Source organism: Sphingobacterium sp. UBA5670, assembly GCF_002420705.1.
In the GTDB taxonomy this organism is placed as follows: Bacteria; Bacteroidota; Bacteroidia; order Sphingobacteriales; family Sphingobacteriaceae; genus Sphingobacterium.
Genome location: NZ_DIIM01000005.1, coordinates 605,130 through 625,626, shown reverse-complemented (window position 1 = coordinate 625,626; position 20,497 = coordinate 605,130). Strand labels below are relative to the sequence as shown.

12 protein-coding genes are annotated in these 20,497 nt (G+C 39.7%); 5 read left to right on the top strand and 7 right to left on the bottom strand.

The window, feature by feature from the left end; all coding sequences use genetic code 11:
* Window positions 1-11 precede the first annotated feature (11 nt).
* From B3C94_RS07835 to B3C94_RS07815, 5 genes are all read left to right on the top strand, one after another.
* The gene (locus tag B3C94_RS07835) at window positions 12-479 is read left to right on the top strand and encodes a thioredoxin family protein (protein ID WP_293901555.1); all 468 of its coding nucleotides are present in this window, start codon (window positions 12-14) and stop codon (window positions 477-479) included.
* A gap of 75 nt (window positions 480-554) precedes the next feature.
* Window positions 555-1,196: an FKBP-type peptidyl-prolyl cis-trans isomerase gene (locus B3C94_RS07830; RefSeq protein ID WP_293901552.1), complete on the top strand. Its 642-nt coding sequence runs from the start codon at window positions 555-557 to the stop codon at window positions 1,194-1,196.
* A gap of 286 nt (window positions 1,197-1,482) precedes the next feature.
* Window positions 1,483-2,076 (top strand): FKBP-type peptidyl-prolyl cis-trans isomerase, encoded by a 594-nt coding sequence (locus B3C94_RS07825; protein WP_293901549.1) that lies wholly within the window; start codon window positions 1,483-1,485, stop codon window positions 2,074-2,076.
* Between the two features lie 662 nt (window positions 2,077-2,738).
* Window positions 2,739-4,382: an NAD+ synthase gene (locus tag B3C94_RS07820; protein ID WP_293901547.1), complete on the top strand. Its 1,644-nt coding sequence runs from the start codon at window positions 2,739-2,741 to the stop codon at window positions 4,380-4,382.
* A gap of 279 nt (window positions 4,383-4,661) precedes the next feature.
* Entirely contained in the window at window positions 4,662-5,234 is a 573-nt protein-coding gene (locus B3C94_RS07815) for a DUF4136 domain-containing protein (protein ID WP_293901545.1), read from the top strand.
* A 181-nt stretch (window positions 5,235-5,415) separates the two neighbouring features.
* Here the strand turns inward: B3C94_RS07815 and B3C94_RS07810 are convergent, their stop codons facing one another.
* The 7 genes from B3C94_RS07810 to B3C94_RS07780 all read right to left on the bottom strand — a co-directional run bounded on the left by B3C94_RS07810 (window position 5,416) and on the right by B3C94_RS07780 (window position 20,491).
* A complete protein-coding gene (locus B3C94_RS07810; protein ID WP_293901542.1) occupies window positions 5,416-6,453 on the bottom strand; it encodes a GntR family transcriptional regulator in 1,038 nt (345 codons plus the stop codon).
* A 71-nt stretch (window positions 6,454-6,524) separates the two neighbouring features.
* Window positions 6,525-7,682: a glycoside hydrolase family 88/105 protein gene (locus B3C94_RS07805; RefSeq protein ID WP_293901539.1), complete on the bottom strand. Its 1,158-nt coding sequence runs from the start codon at window positions 7,680-7,682 to the stop codon at window positions 6,525-6,527.
* A 77-nt stretch (window positions 7,683-7,759) separates the two neighbouring features.
* Complete coding sequence (locus B3C94_RS07800) at window positions 7,760-9,568, bottom strand: RagB/SusD family nutrient uptake outer membrane protein (protein WP_293901536.1); 1,809 nt, start codon at window positions 9,566-9,568, stop codon at window positions 7,760-7,762.
* A 167-nt stretch (window positions 9,569-9,735) separates the two neighbouring features.
* A complete protein-coding gene (locus B3C94_RS07795; protein ID WP_293901533.1) occupies window positions 9,736-12,990 on the bottom strand; it encodes a SusC/RagA family TonB-linked outer membrane protein in 3,255 nt (1,084 codons plus the stop codon).
* Between the two features lie 531 nt (window positions 12,991-13,521).
* Window positions 13,522-14,655 carry a glycoside hydrolase family 88 protein gene (locus tag B3C94_RS07790; RefSeq protein ID WP_293901530.1) on the bottom strand — a complete coding sequence of 378 codons (1,134 nt, stop codon included), beginning with the start codon at window positions 14,653-14,655 and terminating at the stop codon, window positions 13,522-13,524.
* Between the two features lie 3 nt (window positions 14,656-14,658).
* On the bottom strand, window positions 14,659-16,815 hold the full coding sequence (locus B3C94_RS07785) for a hypothetical protein (protein ID WP_293901527.1): 2,157 nt from the start codon (window positions 16,813-16,815) through the stop codon (window positions 14,659-14,661).
* Between the two features lie 88 nt (window positions 16,816-16,903).
* Window positions 16,904-20,491, bottom strand: a complete 3,588-nt coding sequence (locus B3C94_RS07780; RefSeq protein ID WP_293901524.1) for a DUF4450 domain-containing protein — start codon at window positions 20,489-20,491, stop codon at window positions 16,904-16,906.
* Window positions 20,492-20,497 lie beyond the last annotated feature (6 nt).

Below are 20,497 nucleotides of genomic sequence, written 5' to 3'. Positions count from 1 at the left end.
TAATTTGGGATATGAAGCATTTCCAAAAAATATATGTGCTCTTGATCCTATTCTTTTATCCGCTCTGTCATTATGGACAGGAGCGGATAAATTGGATTGATTTTACGCAACTGGATTCACTTCTGACCGTTGCCCCACGCGAAACACTGCTCTTTATTCATACAGATTGGTGTAGCTACTGCCGGAAAATGGAACAGGAAATCTTTACAAAAAAAGAGATCGTCCAATTAATCAACAAGCGCTACCACGCCGTTCATTTAGACGCTGAATCTATTCAGGACATTGCTTTTGACAACAGTATATGGAAGCCTAAAAACAAAAGAAAGAAAACGGGGCAATTCCATCCATTAGCATTACAGCTGCTACAGGGACGAAAAATAATCTTTCCAACTCTCCTACGTTTTGACAGTGAATTTCGTCTAAAAAGTATACAGCAAAAATACCTGAATTCAAAAGAGTTAGCTGCTTTTTTAGAATAATTTAACATTCACTTGTAGCGAACTCCTGTATTCCTGCGTTTTGGATTTTATAATTAATACACACTTTAAGAAATTATGAAAAATATCACGAAATTTTTAATGGCGTTTTTGTGTCTGGGAACAATCTTCGCATCTTGTAGCAAAAGCGATGGTATCGACTGGGCAGCTGAACAAGAAAAACAAAGATTAGAAATGATCCGAATTGATTCTACAAGAAAAGCTCAGGCCCCCTTACTTGAACAATATGCCAAAACACATTTTCAAAACCCAGTTAAATCTGATTCTTCCGGAATCTGGTATGAAGTTCTTGCTGTTGGTCAATCAGATTCTTATGATTATAAAAATGGCTACCCATCAATCAGTGTAAATTATACTGGTCAACTTACAGATCAAAATGGAACTGTTTTTAGTAAAAGTAAAGAAGGTACTCCAGCAAATTTCACTAATTTATTATTGGCCATTAGACAAAATTTTGGAATATGCTGGTATTATGCATTTGTGCCACAAACACTTAACCAAAATGGCCAAGATGCTAAATTAGGTGGTTTGCTACCAAAAGGTTTACAAAAAGGTTCTAAGATTCGATTTGTTTCATCTTCGGTATTCGCTTATGATAATCAAGAATATAAAGGTACAGAAAATGTAACTGTTCCTAAAAACTCTCCAGTTGTATATACTATTGAAGTAACAGATATTGCTAGAGCTACTTCCAACTAAGAAACACACACAGTGCATTCATCAAAGCCATTTTCCAAGTGAGAATGGCTTTTTTGTAAACAATCGCCAAGAGATCGCCAATGCACTAGCATATCAAACATGTTGATATGAGTAATTACGTCGGTTCAATCCCAAACAACTTACTCCACTTTTAGAAGTGTAAATTACTGTATCAAAATGTTAATTATTAACGCGAAAACTTTTAACGAAGAAAAAATAATATACATTTGCAAAGTTACTTTCATAAAGAAAATAGCTTTTCCTTGAAAAACCAATAAAAAATACAATGAAAAAACTGTTATCACCACTATTCATGGGAATTGCAACAATCGCTTTCCTAATTGTCAGCTGTAACAAAAGCGATGATGCCCCCGTTTATGATGCAAATGCTCAATTTAAAACGGATTCCATTACGCTGAAAAATTATGTTAGCCAAAATTACCCTGATGCACAATACAACAGCGAAACAGGAATTTGGTATGAAATTCTAGCCGAGGGGACAGGAAACTATGAATATAAAGTGGTTGACACATTAAATGGCAAATACTTAAAATTTAAACCGACTGTAAAATACGTTGGAAAATTATTGAGCGGAAGTGTGTTTGATCAAACAGATACGGCCAAAGAATTTGAAATCATCACAAACACGGGGTATCAATATCCATTTTACAGCACAATTATCCCTGCTTGGACCTTTGCTTTTGCTCCGCAAAAAATCGGTGATATGAATTTGGGCGGCTTAACAGAAAAAGGCTTACAAAAAGGCAGCAAAATTCATATCATGGCACCTTCGCTATATGGATACCAAAACCAATCTGTGGGAACTATTCCGGCAAACTCCCCATTGGATTTTGTAATTGAAGTAACGGATATCAAATAATTAACGCTTCTTTTGAAGCAATAACGGATAGAAGCTCCTAAAATGATTTGATTTTAGGAGCTTTATCGTTCAATAGGATCTTCAACAATAAACCTGCGCAAATATCATCGCATTGTGCCGGCCCTTCTCTGTGGGCAAGTATCTTCCCGCAATCTCTTCAAAATAGCGAATACCGATTAATACGATCAACGCATTTCCATCATCTAGTATCCGATCAATTAAAAATCTCGCTTCGCTCCATCATTCAACCTACTGTTAGATTACTGAACGATAGTTGTAATACAAGCAAGAAATACCATAGGCCTAAACTTGAAAAAGAAAGAAATTTAGCTGTAAAAAATAAAAGCTCGAAGTGGGGAACTCCGAGCTTTACCTAACCAATTATTAACCTAAATTATGAAAAGTTCTTTATATATTATTTTTAAATATCTTTCGTTTCTTTTGATATATCAAAGGTACTACAGATCTGCTTTCATGTCAAGAAATTTAACAGCATTTAACGTTGTTAAAATTATGTTAAAACAATTTAGCACTCCCTTATTCTAAAATAGTTCGCTTTTTTATTCACATAAGGTCAGACTGAGTATCAAAAAAAAGAAATAAATTTGTGAGAAGATCCACACGTAATTGGTATCTTATTTTAGTTATACGATTAATAGCATATGAAAATAGCTTTAGCACAGTTGAATTACCATATCGGTAATTTTGAAGCAAATACTAAAAAAATAATTAGCGCGATCCAACAGGCCAAAGAAGCAACGGCCGATCTTATTATTTTTGCCGAACTCGCTATTGGTGGTTACCCTGCCAAAGATCTTTTGCGGAGCAAGGCATTTAAACGTCAATGCGATGAAGCCGTTCATCAAGTCGCTGCTCATTGTAAGGATATCGCCTGTATCATTGGGGCTCCAGTCAAAAACAGCGATCCTGAAGGCAAAGAACTCTATAACACTGCTATATTTATTGAGCATGGGGCCGTCCGAAACATTGTTAAAAAAGGCCTTTTACCCGATTATGATGTATTTGACGAATATCGTTATTTTGAACCCAGCAGACGATTTGACTGCATCGAACTGAACGGAGTAAAAATTGCGCTAACAATCTGTGAAGATTTATGGGATGATGACGAAGGTGGAAATTCTTACGTTGGCGATCCAATGGAAGAGCTGAGAAAAGAAAACCCGGATCTGCTCATCAACATCGCCGCCTCCCCTTTTTCCTATACGCATTTTGATGAACGGATCAAGGTCCTAAGCAAACAGGTAACAAAGTCTAGCAGACCGCTAATTTATGTCAATCAGATTGGCGCTCACATGGATATTATCTTTGATGGCCGCTCGATCGCCCTAAATAATGAAGGAACAAAAATTGCTGAATTAAAAAGCTTTGAAGAAGATCTTCAATTTGTCACCTATCATCAACAAAATATAACCTCCACCACAGCTTCTTCGAAAGAATCTATAGCTGAGATAGCTCTTATACATGATGCACTGATCCTTGGGCTTCGCGATTATTTTCAGAAATCTGGTTTCAAAAAAGCCGTTTTGGGTTTGTCCGGTGGACTGGATTCAGCCTTAGTTGCCGCTTTAGCCTGTGAGGCTTTGGGGGCCGATAACGTGTTAGCCATACTCATGCCATCGGTTTACTCTTCTGATCATTCGATAAAAGATGCGATGGATCTCGTCAACAATACGGGTTGCAAACATTTTATTGTTCCAATCAAAGATATCGCCAACGCCTACGAACATAGTTTGGCTCCTCTTTTTGAAGGACGGCAGCCAGATACAACTGAAGAAAATATTCAAGCCCGCGCACGTGCAGTAATTTTGATGGCTGTTTCCAATAAATTCGGCAATATTTTACTCAATACATCCAACAAAAGCGAGGCTGCTGTAGGATACGGTACCCTCTATGGTGATATGGCAGGTTCCATCTCTGTAATCGGCGATGTTTACAAATCCAAAGCCTATGATTTAGCGCGCTATATCAACCGGGAACGGGAGATCATTCCAATCAATACCATTGAAAAAGCACCTTCTGCAGAACTTCGGCCTGATCAAAAAGATTCAGACTCCCTACCGGAATATGAACTATTGGATCAAATTCTGTTTGAACTCATCGAAAATGAGAAAGCAGGATCTGAGGTTGTAGCAATGGGCTTTGAAAAATCGTTAGTAGAAAGAGTATGTAAATTGGTTAATAATGCTGAATTCAAACGTTTTCAAGCTCCTCCGATCCTGCGGATTAGTCCAAAGGCATTTGGTCCCGGAAGACAGATTCCGCTAGTGGCAAAATATCCCTATTAATTTTATAATGAGGATTAAACCATCTCTATAGTTTTTTGTCTAAAGTAATAGATTGTAAAATCAAAAAGGATAATTGCATCCCGAACGATTAAAAAAAATTGCCATAAAGACCGTCAACTGTACTATTTTTACAATTGAAAGGCATGCGGGTAAAGAATAAAAACAAATTAAATAAATATAAGTTCCATATAGGCCATGAACCATCATGAGTGTGTTTGCCAAATGCGACAACAAAATACTCATGGTAGATTCATCACAGTTGATAAATAAATTACTACGATGAAAAAGATTCTATTATTTTTGGTGCTTTGCGTTGCACTCGCATCATGTTCGTCTTATCAGTACAATACCACTCGGGTAGAAAAGATGGATTTTACTCCTTTTAAGACGTATGCTTGGTTACCTCCGGTAGACTCACTTTCGAAGTCTTATTTTGACAATGATATCGCTAAAGCCAATATCTTGGATGCTGCGAATACTGCGTTGGAGGCAAAGGGCTTACAATATTCCAAAGATAATCCTGATTTACTATTCCGCTACATTACCATTGTCAATAACAAAAGCCGTTTGGTCTATGGCGGAGGCGGTTATTACGGTTGGGGTGGTCCCTGGGGCTGGTATCGTCCATGGTTTTCACCTTATTACTATGGTGGAGGCTATTACCCAGTTGCAAAAGAACGCTATCGCTACGGCCATCTTATTATCGAAGCTATCGATCGCAAAACAAACTCGGTAATATGGCAAGCACGTGGTTCAGGCGATGTCGATAACCCAGAAAAAGCAATTAATAACATCAGCAAGGTGGCAAAAGGAGTTATTGACTTGTTCCCTGTAAAAACAATAAAGAAATAAACGAATTTATAAATTCACAAAAGGAGAGACTGGTTTACTCAAATTAACCAGTCTCTCCTTTTGTAAGCATCTGTTTCTTTTGCCCAAAAGAACCTTCGATTGCTTTTCCCCTTATTAGTTCTAAAGGAGTTTTATATTCAGTTCATAGCATTCATAAAGGGCATATAATCCCATCTTGAGACTATACAGACGGCCTCAGCTTCAAGTAAAATGGTACCTCTACACGATCTTTGGATTTATTGATGATCAGTTCGGCAGCCATCCTTCCCATCATTTCAAAGTCGGTAGATATTGTTGTAATACCATTAAGAATAAATTTTTTCAATGGGGTTTCATTATAGGAAATGATGCCAACATCTTTTCCTATAACCAGTTTTTTTTGAATAACTTTGTTTAACAATTTAACCAAGTCGTCTTCAATGATATTGATATAACAAGTGCCTTTCTCTACTTTCTCTTCATCGATATCAGAAACCAGCTCATGTTCAAAGGCATATTGTTGGCAAAATTTATAAAAACCTTTGATAATGGCTTTTGGGAAATCACTATAATCAGGAAATACCAGCTTCAAGCTTTTATACTTACTCAATACTTCATTAGCTTCCTCCAATGCGGAGTAAATGTCATGTTCATAATTTTCATAAACCGCAGGAAAATCACCGGGAACATCTTCAATGAATTTCCCAAGCAACATCAGCTTTTCGGCTGGAATCTTACGGATGATATCCGGGGCTTTATCCCTTCCTTCTTTAAAATGAGGGAAGAGCACATAATGGTCATAAGTTTTCGTTAGACTTCCGAGTAATGTATTCAGATACGATAAGTCTGAATTGTAAACAAACAAATCTAAATTGGCATAATCACTAAGTTCTCTTGCAAAGGAATCGTACACTATTTTCTTATGTGCACTCAGCTTATTGAGAAAAAGCGCGATCTTAAGTTTCGACTGTACATCAGTTTTATTTACATAATATCCTTTTCCTGGATTGGATGCAATGATCTCATTTTTCTTTAGGTAACGGTATGCTTTTTCAACTGTATCACGTGATATTTCTAGATAGGCGCTCAGCTCATTAATGGAAGGCAACATATCATCTCTGACCAATATTTCATTTTTAACAGCATCAATGATGGTATTTGCCAGTTGCAAATACTTTGGAGTAGCGGAAAAATCACTAATTTCTAAAGTTTTCAAAAATTGATTTACGGAATTGGTCATTGTTAGATTTTAAGAAGTATAAAATTAACGATTTGTTTATAAATATTTTAAAAAACTTTAAACTGACAAATTTAAAACCCCGCCTCTAAGCAGCCCATAATAAACGGGCCAGTCGCTTTGCTGTCATTTGCACGAATGCGTTCACCCACATAGTAATCATAGCTACCGTCCCGATAAGGATTTCCACCCAAACCGGCGACAGCATTACACTGTGTCAATATCCATAATCCATTTTCATGCTTTAATAACTTCTTTTGAATCCCCTGATACAGTTTATCAACCAACCCTCTATATTTTTTTGAAAGGTATTTTCTATTCATACCTTTCGAGTATGCATACAGAAACATGCTATTTACTGACGCTTCCTGATAATTTTTTTCTCTCCCAGCTTGATCTATTACCTGCCACCACAACCCTTCATTATCCTGATATTTAGCCAAGTTCTCGGCAAGCGATTGAACAAGTGCAATTAATTCACCTCTACGTGAATGATCTACCGGTATCCCTTCCAAAACATCAATGATCGCCATAAAATACCAACCAATGCTTCGTCCCCAAAAATTGGGCGACTGGCCCGTCTGGGGATTTGCCCAGGTTTGTTTTTTACTTTCGTCCCAAGCATGATAATACAATCCCGTCTTTTCATCACGTGTATGTTTAGCTGTAATCAAAATTTCGTCAATGGCTTTATCGTAATACCGATCTTGTTTGCTCAATTTAGCGTATTTCACTAAAAATGGTGCTGTCATATATACCCCATCCAGCCAAACCTGATGTGGATAGATCAATTTATGCCAATAGGCACCTTCAAGGGTCGTCGGTTGATATTTCAATTGATGGATCAATGTTTCAATCGCCAAGCGATATTTTTCTTTCTTGGTTTTCTCATAAAGTTCAAAGAGTATCTTCCCAGAATTGACATAATCCACATTATAGGTACTAAGCTCATATAGATGGATTTCACCCTTTTCATTGATGAGCGTATCTGCCCACCTTTCTACATAGTCAAAATACTTCCTATCGCCTGTTTCTTCGGCCACTCTTAACATAGCAAGACAACCTAAACCTTGTGCATAACCAAAATAAAGTCGTTTACCATGATCTAATTGCCATGCTTCAGGGAAACGCTGCATTTCTGAATCGGCAAATTGTTGATACAATGGCTGTGCTCTTGCCCCAAGCGCATAGATCAAAAGATACAGTATGAAGTTTATTTTTCGGAATATCATAGCATTCTTATTACGTAAAATATTCCCTGCAATTAGCACTAAGACAAGAGCAAACACTAATCGCAGAGAATACTGTCTTAATAAAGTGGATGTTGCTGCCCTGCAAGCCCCGGGTTATTATCTATTGTTGATGTACTTAGGGGCACTAGTTCAACTTTATTCTTTTCCAGGCCTCTATAAATATTATTCACCCAAGTTGCCGTCGGGGTCAATGCATTTCCGAAAAAGATTGATTGATTGCTATACATGTCTAATAAGGTATAACCCTGTGCAGTCAATTCGGCTCTTTTTACCGCATCGGGAGCCTCTTTAAATGAGATAAATTCCTGTACAACCAATGGATCATTAAATGTATTGGCGGGAGTCATTTTATACGCGCGGAATAGATCAACCTGTGCATATTTTCCTTTATGTGCTGCCAAATCCAATAATTCCTGTTTGGTTAAGGTCAGCTTCTCAAACAATATCCCCCAACGAATCAAATCAGTTCGCCGCCATCCTTCAAAGCCGAGCTCCAGCTTACGCTCTTGAATAATCGCATCTTTAAATCCTTGGTAGGAGCTCGGTGTTAACCCAATTTTAGATCTATCATTTTTAAATGCGCGCAGACGTACTTGTTCGTATAAATCTTTTGCGATTGCAGTTGGCCCCTGATTAATTTCATTTTCAGCTTCGGCATACATCAATAAGATATCTGCATACCGTAATTCAATCCAATTGATATCCCTTTTATTTACAGCGATACCTTTTTCTGCTTTCCAATTGACACGGAATTTACCAATGGTATTGCTCGCGTAGGTATTCATTTGGTGCTTGCTATCTGATGTAATAGAATAAGATGCAATGGTGACATCCCGCCGGCTATCACCCGCTTCAAATTCAAAATAATAAGTAGGAAATGCGGCCATTGCCGGCTGCGCTTTGCCATAGAAAGAATTTGTATGCGAAAAGAATCCATTGGTATAACCGATCTGCGCATCATTTCGATCTGCACCTTTTTGTCCATATTCCAGCATAGACTCATTGTCATACTTTCCATTAATGAGGTTTCTAAAAATCGTTTCGTAATCAATCAAATTATTTTCACCACGCTCTACGACCGCCTTACAAGCATCCCTAGCAATTTGATATAACTGCTGTATTCTACCCTGATCCGAACGCCTATTCAACTGTACACTACTTGCTGCATATGAATTTAAATCCCAACGTAGGGAATATCCCGCCGCATACAACGCTGTTCTAGCCAAAAGACCATATGCTGCATTTTTTGAGATACGTTCAACCGATAACCCTGATTCACCTTTCCAAGGAAGTAACGTGATAGCTTTTTGCAAATCTTCAATACAACCGTCTAATATCGTATCCCGGCTTACGCGAGAAGAAGAAAAACTTCCAGCATCGACGATAGGAATACGCGGAAAGGGAACATCACCAAAATAACGTACCACATTCAACATATTCTTGGCCCGTATAGCCAATGATTCTCCAAGTAGCATATCCAGTTTTTTCTTTTCTATTTCTGTTCCCGGCTGCATTAACGGAATATTCTTTATCAATACATTGACCTGTTCAACACCCGAATACATTGCTGTATAGGTAGAAGACGGACTTGTTGCCGGGGTATAGATATAATTAGATACCTGATTCTTTGAGTTTGTCTCTCCTTCCGTCGAAAAACATTCATCTGTCCCCATACCGAATTGGTAATATAATTCAGAATTAAAGACACTTGTATAAGCACCCAATAATGCCATTTCTACGCGATCGGCATTTTCAAAAATGTTACTGCTATCGTAATCACTTTGGGAAGGAAGGTCTAGAAATTTCTTACATGCCCCTGTTATCAATAAACAGGCTATACCTCCTATTATTACAATTCTTTTCATTGGAATATAATTGTTTTATCTCTTATGAATCTGCCACGCTCCTGAAATTGGTCTCATAGCTTGCATTTCATAGAAATTATTTTTCTGTTTATAAACGGGTCTTCAAATCCTGATATATTATTTATCAATCTTTTCAGCTCCATTTTTCTTTACACATCTTAATTCAATCAAAAGGTCAAATTAAGGCCTACGACAAAACTTTTTGTCCTCGGATAAGCGGAGTTGTCTACACCCCTCGTTAAAATCGATGATGTTGATGCCACCTCAGGATCATATCCTGAAAACTTAGTGAACGTATGAATATTGTTGAGGGTAAGGAATACTCTCATTTTTTGAATAAATGCACGTTTTGACAATTCTTGGGGCATGGTATAACCCAACGTAATATTGTTAATGCGTAGAAAAGAGGCATCTTCCAAATAATAGTCTAAAGCGTCGCTAATGGCAATATTATTGGTCGAATTTAGACTCCAGACCTGGTCTTTCTGGTATTGATTGGGGTTCAGTTCGGCCAAACGATTGAGATCTTTTGTTTCGGTTCCTGTAACTGGATCGACCAGTGTAAACCGCTCGGCCATCTTTCCCAGTGAATTCTGGTTCGGTAAATAGGGGCCCATAAAACGTTGTGTATTCATATTAAATGCCTTATTACCATAAGCAAAATTCAGAAATACATTTAAATCGAATTTTTTATAAGAAAAGGTATTCCCCAGTCCGCCGAAAAACTTCGGTTCAGGATTCCCTATCACCGTACGATCATTGGTCGACCATACAGGATTACCGTTACTATCGGTCTCCCCTGCTGTCGGCAAGTATTTGACATCTCCAGGTTTAATACTCGCTCTGTTTTTTCCCTTCAAAGAGGCTACGCCATCTTTCAAAGTATAGCTACCATCTGCGTTTTGGGTAAAATTATCGGTGGTATATACACCATCGTATTTGTATCCATAAAATTGCCCCACTGTTTCGCCAACCCTTGTAATAAAGTCTATCCTAGAGCTGAGATTATTTAACATAAAGTCACTATTTTCACTACTGGAGCCATACAGTCCCAGTGTTTTCGATCTATTGAATGTAATATTAAAATTGGTCTGCCACTGAAAGTCCTGCTTTTTGATATTCACTGTTCGCAAGGTAAACTCCACTCCCCGATTGCGTAGAGCGGCAACATTCTGATTTTGATAACGATAGCCAGTTGACGTTGGAATGGTCTGTTTCAGCAAGAGGTTGCTCGACTTGTTGGAATAAAAGTCTGTAGTTAAACTAATCCGATTCTTTAGAATAGCGATATCAAGCGCAATATTGGACGTCTGTGTCTTTTCCCATTGTAATTCAGGATTACCCAGCAAATCACTTGGCTTCAAACCAATAACTTCTGTATTGTTAATGGCTGCGATTGTGGATCCATATAATGTAGCGTAAGTCACGTTACCGATATTATCATTCCCTGTAGATCCATAACCAGCACGTATCTTTAACTGGTCGAAAAAGGCCTGTCCTTCCATAAAATGTTCTTTATGTATATTCCAGGCTGCAGATGCTGACGGGAAGTACCCCCATTGATGGCCTTCTTTGAATTTAGAATTACCATCCGCGCGCAAGGTGGCCGTTAACAAGTAGCGGTCATTATAATTATAAATTCCGCGTGCAAATCCAGAGACCAATCCATATCGGCCTTCGTCAATATCTGCACGGTCTATCCGGGTCGCCAGGGATACATCATTCAATCCAAAATTACTTTGTGGAAACCCATAATATGTATGTCCTAAACTTTGGTCTTTGGAATAAAGGATTTCATGACCAATCATGAGATTTAAATTGTGCTTTTCCAGCTGTTTCATCCAGGACAACGTATTGGTCAACTGCCACTGATAGCCTTCGGCATTACTCCTTGAACCGTAAGGACCACCATTATTGCGGGCGTTAACAGTACGTCCATCATCCCACATATCATTTCTTGTCTGCTTCCACTGATATGAACCTGCAGTACGAAATGTAAAATCATCGAGAAATTTAATATTTAAACCTAAGTTGACCACAGCTAAACGACTTGCTTTCGTCTTCGTAACAGCATCATTCATGATGATCGGATTATAAATGTCATATTGCGAATCTACCGCCTGAAGCTCTTCTGCTATATCTGCATGCAACAACTGTTCGTTAGTAAATCGGATCCCCCCTGTTACGGGCTGCAAAATAGACATCTTAAGCATCCCTCCCAACGATCCCCCTCCTTGTGTATTTGCATCTTGTAATAGCGAATTGAAGTCCAAATCTACTCCCTTAAAAAGATTATGATTGATTTTAGCTCTTATACTGTTACGATTATAACCAGATTTGGCCAAAATCCCATCTTGACTCATGTTATTGTAACTCAACATCAATTTGGTCTTTTCATTTCCACCATTAATATTGACATTATGATTCTGCAAGATCGCCGAGCCGCCAAAAACTTCGTGTTGCCAATCGATTCCAGCCCGCCCCGCGTAATCCTGCTGTATACGAGCATAAGCATTACTCGCAAAATCCGGGGCTGTGGCATCGCCCCCAAACATGGCAGCAAATTGCTGCTGTCTCCCCCCTAAAGCCTGATACTCATATTGGTATTTCACATACTCCTCGACAGCTAACAAGTCTAATTTTTTACTTAATTTTTCAAAGCTGAAATAGGTATTGTAATCGATATTGGTCCGACCCGATTTTGCCGATTTTGTTGTTATCAATATAACACCATTGGCTCCGCGGGAACCATAAATAGCCGATGCAGAAGCATCTTTCAGTACATCGATACTTTCAATATCACTAGCATCAACATTGCTTAATCCACCATCTAAAACAAACCCATCAACAATAACCAATGGATTACTCGATCCTGTAAAACTTGTTCCCCCACGAATAGTGACATTCGCCGCCGCCCCCGGTGCTCCACTTTGCGTCACAATATTAACCCCCGCAATCTTACCTGTCAACGCCTGAGCAGTAGTTGTTACTGGAATATCCTTAATTTCAGCACCTTTTATAGATCCGACAGCCCCAGTCAAATCTCGCTTTCTAGCGGTACCATATCCAATAACCACAACTTCATCAAGATCCTGGTTGGATTTTCTGAGCTGTACTTTTATTGGCGTATTCCCTTTCACAACAAACGTTGCTGTTTCAAAACCAACACTCGACAATTGTAAAATGTCTCCCTCTTTAGCAGCATATTGGAATGCTCCTTTCGAATCTGTTCGGATCACGGAATCTGTGCCTTTGACACGAATGCTAACCCCCATCAGTGGCGTATTAGCATCATCGACGACCACGCCGGAGATCTTGTTTGACTGTGCCCACAAATGAACTGGCAAAACTATTGCAACCAGTGCAAGTCTAAGCTTTGAGCTAAACAACGCAGACTTGCCCTGCGACATTCTTTTTAACATGAGTAGATAATTTAGTGTTGACGTTTAGCGTTTTTTGACTCGCACCGGGCTTTAATCACATCTGGAAACCCATTGTCTGAATCTGTTTTAAAAATTTTCCCTCTTTGGAACAGGAAAGAATGAATGCCCAGAAAAATAAATGATACATATATATTCATAACAATGAAAGTTTCAAGCCAATTGTTGTCAGCTTTTGGTTTATAATTGTATAGTATTGGTTTACTCAATATTACCTAATGCAACCGGTTTCATCATCCTGCACTGTACTGTTGTATGTCCAAATGACACCACTGTATTTTAGCCTGTTTTCTGCAAATAAAAAAGGGCTATCCAAATCGTTGGACAGCCCAATAATATGATCAATAAACTTGCTTTCTACAGTCTTTACCATGGAACTACGACATCGTCTTTCTCAGTAACACCACTGACTTTGATACTGAAATTTCCTACTGCTGGATTTATAAACAGATCGACATCATATAATCCAAGTCATCCGCGATTGTATTCGTATTAAAATCTATAATCACTGGTCTATCTTTTAGCAAGTTTATATACTTCCGTTCCAGCCAGAAGGAAGCAACCAAGCCCGTAATCTTCAAAATCTGGAATTTTATCAACAGTAACAGGCTGGCCATCTTTGGGCTCTTTTCCTGTCGATTGCACATATCCTAAAAATCCGTTCGGTTGCAGCGATTCTTTAGAAATTGCGTTCCATCCCTTTTCCACCGCTGGTAAAAAATCTTTTTTCGATAAATGTCCAGCATTTATTCCCCAAGTCATTCCATAGACAAACAATGCTGTACCCGAAGTTTCTTTTCCACCAAAGTGATTCGGATCATGCAAACTAACATTCCAAAAACCATCCGCTCTTTGCAATGGAAGCAATGCGTTCGCAAGTTTTTGGAAGTCTCCCAAATATTCTGCATAATGTGCATCGGTCTTAGGTAATTCTTGCAATACCAAGGCCAAGGCAGCTAGAACCCAACCGTTTCCCCTCGCCCAATAACAGTCTTCACCGTTGGGCTCTTTATAAGGGGGAACGAAGTCCCTATCACGCCACCATAGATTATCTGCAGCATTGAAAAGTCCTCGTCCCCCTTCCTGGTACTTAATATGGCTATACATCTTATACATATAGTCAAAATATTTTGTATCGTTTAACGTTACGCCGAGTTTAACAAAAATAGGCATCGCCATTTGGATCGCATCGATCCAAGTCCAGTCATCATATCGACCACTGTTAATAACAGAATCTATATTTGCTTTGATTGCTGCCAGGCGTTCGGGTTTCGGATCAATGCGATATAGATCAATATAAGTCATCCCACAATTTTGATTATCGGCATGTCTTGTATAAACTTCTCCACGGACAGGTTTCCAATGATGTTTATCCCCCCATTCTACAGCATAATCATAATATCGTTTCTGTTTATCGATCTTATAAAAGGCCATGAGTCCTTCATAGTATACGCCGCGGGTCCAGATATTGGCTGGTCTTTCTTTATTTGTAATAATGGTCTTGACCGGATCGGGCCATTTATTCATAAAATAGTCATTAGCAGAACGCAGCTCACGCACGATCGTTGATTTACCGGGCAATTCCTGAGCCATCGTCGCCGCTGTTCCACAACCCAAAAGCAGTAGTAATATTATTTTCTTCATCATATATTAGGGCATTTTTTTAAATCCTTCTTTTTTTATAACCCATGAGCCATCTTTTGGAAACCCTGGTAAATCACCTGTAGACGCATCCCAACCTTCAAGCATCATCGCCACCGTCGTCAGCACCCCACCATTGCCTGGCAAATAGATCCGCAGGCGTCCATCTTGATAATTATGTCCATTTTTTAAATAAGTATTGGTTTGAATCTTCATAAATAGTGCATCAAGTGCTTTATCGGGAAGATTCAAACGAGCAGCGTTCATGGCCGTCATAGGGAAATCCCAACCCCAGGTCTTTTCCCAATGCCATTTCTTCCAAACGACATCCAGCGTATTTTTCATCACATCTTTATTTAACTTCGGTGATTCAGGAACCATTCCTAATGCACCAAGTACCGCAGGATGGTCTGTCATCCAACGATCGTAAGTATAAGAATCGGGAGCAGTTTCAGTGGCCAAATAGACGTTTTCCTTACTTGGTAATGGGGCCAATTTTTCAATAACTTGATCCCATTTGCTCACTCTTGGTTCTCCCAGACGCTCTTTCCATTGTTGGGCTATGCGAAGTGCCCAATCCCAATAGGCGACCTCATAGGTCGGGTTCATCGTCTCGGAAGCTTTGAAAACTTCTTGTGCAGGAATAACCCCCTTGCCTACATTATAGCGACCTGTTGCCTGATCATAATGTGCAAAGTCAGCCATGAAATCAGCTGTGGCAAATACGAGATCCTTGTATTTTTTTAGGACGGCGAGATCCTTTTTGTCCCGGTAGGCCAATTCGGTCATATAGATAATATGTGGCTGTTGCCAAACTAAAAATGCAGCTACCGACGAGGGGCTTTCATTCCCTTCGTTATCTGACATTTTGATCCATCTAACCCCTTGATAGCCCTGTCGCTTTGCAAGTTCCCTCGCTTTTTCAAAGGTCCTAAAATAATAATCCAATGTTTTTTCCATAATTTCTGGACGTCCCCATAATGCAAAATGCACAGCATGCCACCAATGCATTTCCGTGTGTGGTTTTCCATACCAACTATTAAAAGTGAGGCCTGTTTCCTGGGGTGGATTACTTCCCCCACACTGTACTTTTGTCAGGTATTGAGAGAGTACAACTCTTCTTTCCAATTCATTGGCTCTTGGGTCTGTGCTGCCCGCAAAGTCTACCGCAGCACCACTTTCCCAAAAATGCTTCCAGGACCTTGCACTTTCATCTGCCGCATCAGTATATCGGACGCTCTTCTTATCAAAGTTGTTTGTCGCAGCAAATGCAAATGAAAAATCAAATTCTCCGAGCGCAGCAGCCGGTTGGTACACAAAATAGTGTGAAGCCGTATTTTTTAAAGTTCCCTGCGAGTAATCCAATTGTGTAAAATAATTCGCTCCCTGCAACTGATGATTTATCACTGCAGCATTCACCGCTTGAGCTACGAGGGTTGTTTTATGATCATTCACCTGATCATAGTTGGTACCTTCATCCAGAAATTTTCCGCTTGGGTAAGGATAATGAACAAATATTTTCAGCCTTTGCTGTGCAATCAATGGCGAAGCGACATGTACTGCTATGCGGTCACTGCCTTGATACGATGCGGTTTTTACAGAAACAGGTTCTCCTTCAATTCGAAATTCACTTGTGATAACACCCGTCCAAAGGTTCAGCTCCTGTCGAATATCCTGGATATGTTGTATAGTTGCCCGTTGCCCATTTTTCAAATAAAGTTCCAAACCTACATTACCCAATTGCAGACGATGTTTATTTTCTCTAAAATAGTTGACAGCTTCCGCATTGCGCTCCGGTTCTTTCAATTGAATACTATATTTTGCGTTCCGCCCTTCGTTGTTAAAATCGTAGGATTTTAATGTTTCTTCAAATTTATAGTTCTTTATATTGGGGAAGGAATCCCACCCCCACTCGGACTGTGTTCCCAAAGAAACCCCATTTTTATAATAAATGGGAAAAGACTGCATTCCCGTAGCATCAACCGTATAAGCAAAGGTACCATTACCGACCGTGAGCGAAGCTAATGTATCCATGGCGTGATTGGAAACATTATGCCTTTTAACGACATTTTCTCGATTAATTTTTGTCCCTTGCTGAGCTAGGACCAACATAGGACTTAAAACACTTACAAGGAAAGTGAAAATAATACTAAACTTCTTTTTCATCTATATTGGATTTTTATACATACTCTATCCCGAGTTCAAGATTTCTATTAGAAATTTCGGAGCACATTTTTAATATTTCTTAATTTATCTATCGCATTAAAGTGAGACCTATCAGCCCGATGACCGCATCGTTTGCTACGGCAATAAGTTCTGCTGATTGAAGTTTCTTTTTTTTGTTTAGGGGCAAATCCAATAATGTAGCTGCCCCGCCATCAACTCCACGGTTGCTATATCCTTTTATATCGGTATAACGGTTCCAAGTTCCTCCCTTATAAAGCTCTCCAGACTTCAAACTGATTCGGTAAGGAATTTGTTCATCGGGGAGTTCAAAAGCGTGGTTGTCATCGAGGTAATCCTGTTCGATAGGCCACCAGTTTATAGGATTGATGAGATCTAGCGTATCTAAAGTTCCATCGGTATAATTGACCCTAATCTTGGCGTTGATAAACTGGGATTGCATCGGATTTGTAGAACCGGCGACCAAGAGATACATTTTGCTGGCCTGGCCTGCTAAAGGTATTTTGACGCTTGTCGGATAATTATCCCACTGGCTGACAAAGACAACATTTTTGGTGTCATTTTTTAGCTGAAACGGAATACCTAGGTATGTTAGATCCTTCTGCTCGGCTTTTTTCATGATTCCGCTGTCATCGATATTCGCCGTCGTCAATGGATAACACCAATTGCCTATCCCCTGCCGAGGCAACTGCAAGGTCGGCCCTTCCGGTCTTGGCGAAAGATATTTCTGTTGAAAGATATCCGTCAAACGGGCATTGTAATAACTCGATAAGTTTTTTTCGAAAAAATCAGGTCTATCATCGATAGTCCAATCAATGTAATTTACTTTTTGGCGATAAGTTCCCACAACCAGGTCAATGCTATTTGTTCCCTTTGAAAAGATATTGATGGGAAGTTCCAGTTTTTTTGTTTCTCCAGATCTCAAGTTTAAGGTTGCCTGAAAATCCTGATGATCAATCGCCAGTCGTTGTGGCTGCCCCGAAAGGTTTTCTACAACTAGATCATAACTAACCTGTTGTTTTACAATAGTTGCTTTTAATGGCGGCAATAATCGAATATCAACAGCTTGCCACCAAACCATATTCCCTTGTCGGAGCTTCGCAAAAAAGGTTCCTACACGCTCTTCCTGGACAAAAGAAAATTTGTGACCTATCCGATTTTGAATAATTCCTTGAGGATCGTAACTTTCCAACAATTGGGTGTTAGCAGGTAAAGGAAAAGCCCATTGATCGGTGAATACTTGGGCCACATTTTTAGTATCCATCTTTTCGAGTTGTCCATCACCTATGATTGTGACGTCGAAATTCCGCTCAGTTTCAGATTCAATAACAATACATGGCCCATTTATAGCGGAAGATTTTAGCGACCACTTGACTTCCTTTCCGTTGACCTTAACAGCACTCACCTGGGTAAAATCTACGGGAACTTCCAATGCAAGTTTTACGGGCATCGCATAACGCGTGTTAATCTGAAATGTAATAGCAGTTTTAGTTTTCTTATACGTATAACTCCACTCCGGCATTTCAATCTGTGCAAAATTCCATGTCGATGGGAAACCAGGTTTAATAAACAATTGTTTGTCCAATAGACGCGGATCCACGCCAAATAATCCCTCGACTAAGGTACGAGATGCCACACCAATAGGGTCGGCAAAATCACGGTACAATTCGCCTCTAAATGCATCATAATGGGAAAGCTGCTGAAAGTTGGCAGGACTGATCCCATGGTACATACTTTCCATGAGGTTGCTTTTCCAGAGCTGATAAGCATCATCTACCCGACCAGATTGCCAATAGGCCAATGCTGTCTGTAGATTCTCTGCCAAAGCAACATTATTGATCGACCAAGTGTAGGGCTGCCATGTCGTCGTAGGCAATGTATATAGGTCATGCTGTTCTTGTCCTTTGACACGAATAGGAATCTTTGGCAAATAATTAGTTACATATTGGAGATTTTGGTAGCTTTCAAAATCATCCAAGATAGCTACGTCCGCGGCATGATAAATAGTCCACAAACCAGCATTTTCGTGTATAAGCTGATTGCCAAGCGCATCCTGGAACTCAGCAAAATGACCTTTCTTTTGTAGCCAAAGTCGATCTTTTAACGCTTTTTTAATCTTATTTGCCTCTTCTTGATAGGGTCTAGGATTTTCTCCAATCACCTGCGCCAATTGAGCCATCATGTGATTGGCACGGTACATATAGGCGCTTGTGTGCGTGACAGCGCCACCGGAATATTGTAAACCATCACTGGCCCATATTGCACAATAGGCATCGTATAAGCCATCATTGTCCCGATCGAAATTTCGCTTTTCCCAATCGAGATGCCGAGTCAGCGTGGGCCACATCTCTTTGATATATGCGACATCTCCTGTATAATTAAAATGCGACAACAATTGATCGATAAAGACCAAGTTCATATCGTAGTGATGGGCTACTGTGTTATTGTTTGGGTTACGAGAAATATAGCCGCTTGAAAACATCGAGGTACCCATTTTTTCCAAATGTCGAGCTAAGTGCAAGGTTGTATCCATCACAACTGGGCCGTAACTCGGTTCGACCACCTGTGAATTGGCATAACTGGAAAAGTGCTCCTTCGCTCTGTCGTGCCACCCCAATGCATCTGCAGTATACGCTCCCCGCCAGGCATTCAAACGCATACGCCATGCCACTGCCCCATGCAAAAATGTAGGTGACTCCCAAATACCATCAGCAGCGACCGACAGTGCTGCCCCCAAATTATTGATATAGCGATCCGGTGTGTTTATTTTAACCCGACTAGCCAGAGAAACCCTTTTCTGATCCGCTTGCTCATAAACCTTTTCTAATGTGCTTTCGGAAAATTTTGCAGCAGAGAGCTTACCCTTAGCGATTTGAATATAAGATGGTTCTTTAGCCAGAATATATTCCCCAACAATGATAGGGTTACCCTGATTCTCCGTCTTACCCAGACGCGATAAATCCTCCAGGACCCTTGCATCTGACATCTGCAGTGTTGAAAGCCCTGAAAAACTACCTTGAATAAACTGGGCTTCATTTTTCTTATTTTGATATGTAAGTTCAAAACTATTTTTTTCTACTGTATACTGATTATGTTCACAATATGCAGGGAGAAGATAAAACCCCGATTCCGGATCCGCGCCTATGTCGCCGTTTCTGCTAAAAGTTTTTCCGCTAGCCCCGCCATAAATAGCATAAAGATGTGCTTCAGGCTTAATATCCGTTCCGTGTATTTTTACGATCATTCCTTCAGCGTCGACCTGCGCCATCACAACGATATCGATATAACCTTTGCCAAGTAATGCGTCTTTGATTCGATAATGCATAGCTCCCGATCGATATCTTGTCTCGATATGATCGGCGTCAATCATTTTCTTTCGCAGCTGTCTATTGCTTAGGACAAATTGTAAATTCCCCGCCATCCCTGGCATGTACAGCGCAAATTCAGGTAAATCGCCTGCTTCTACCCGGGATGCTAGGTTATTACCATAAAGCGCACGATTAAATCGATATCGTCCTTTAACCAACAGAAAGTCACCCTGATCTTCCGTATAATGAAGTGTACGGTCATTGTCTTTCCAATGTTTTGACTGGGCGACAGCTGCCTGTAAGACAGCCCCTAATAACAGACTGCAAAAAATCAAACACTTTCGTATCATATCAAT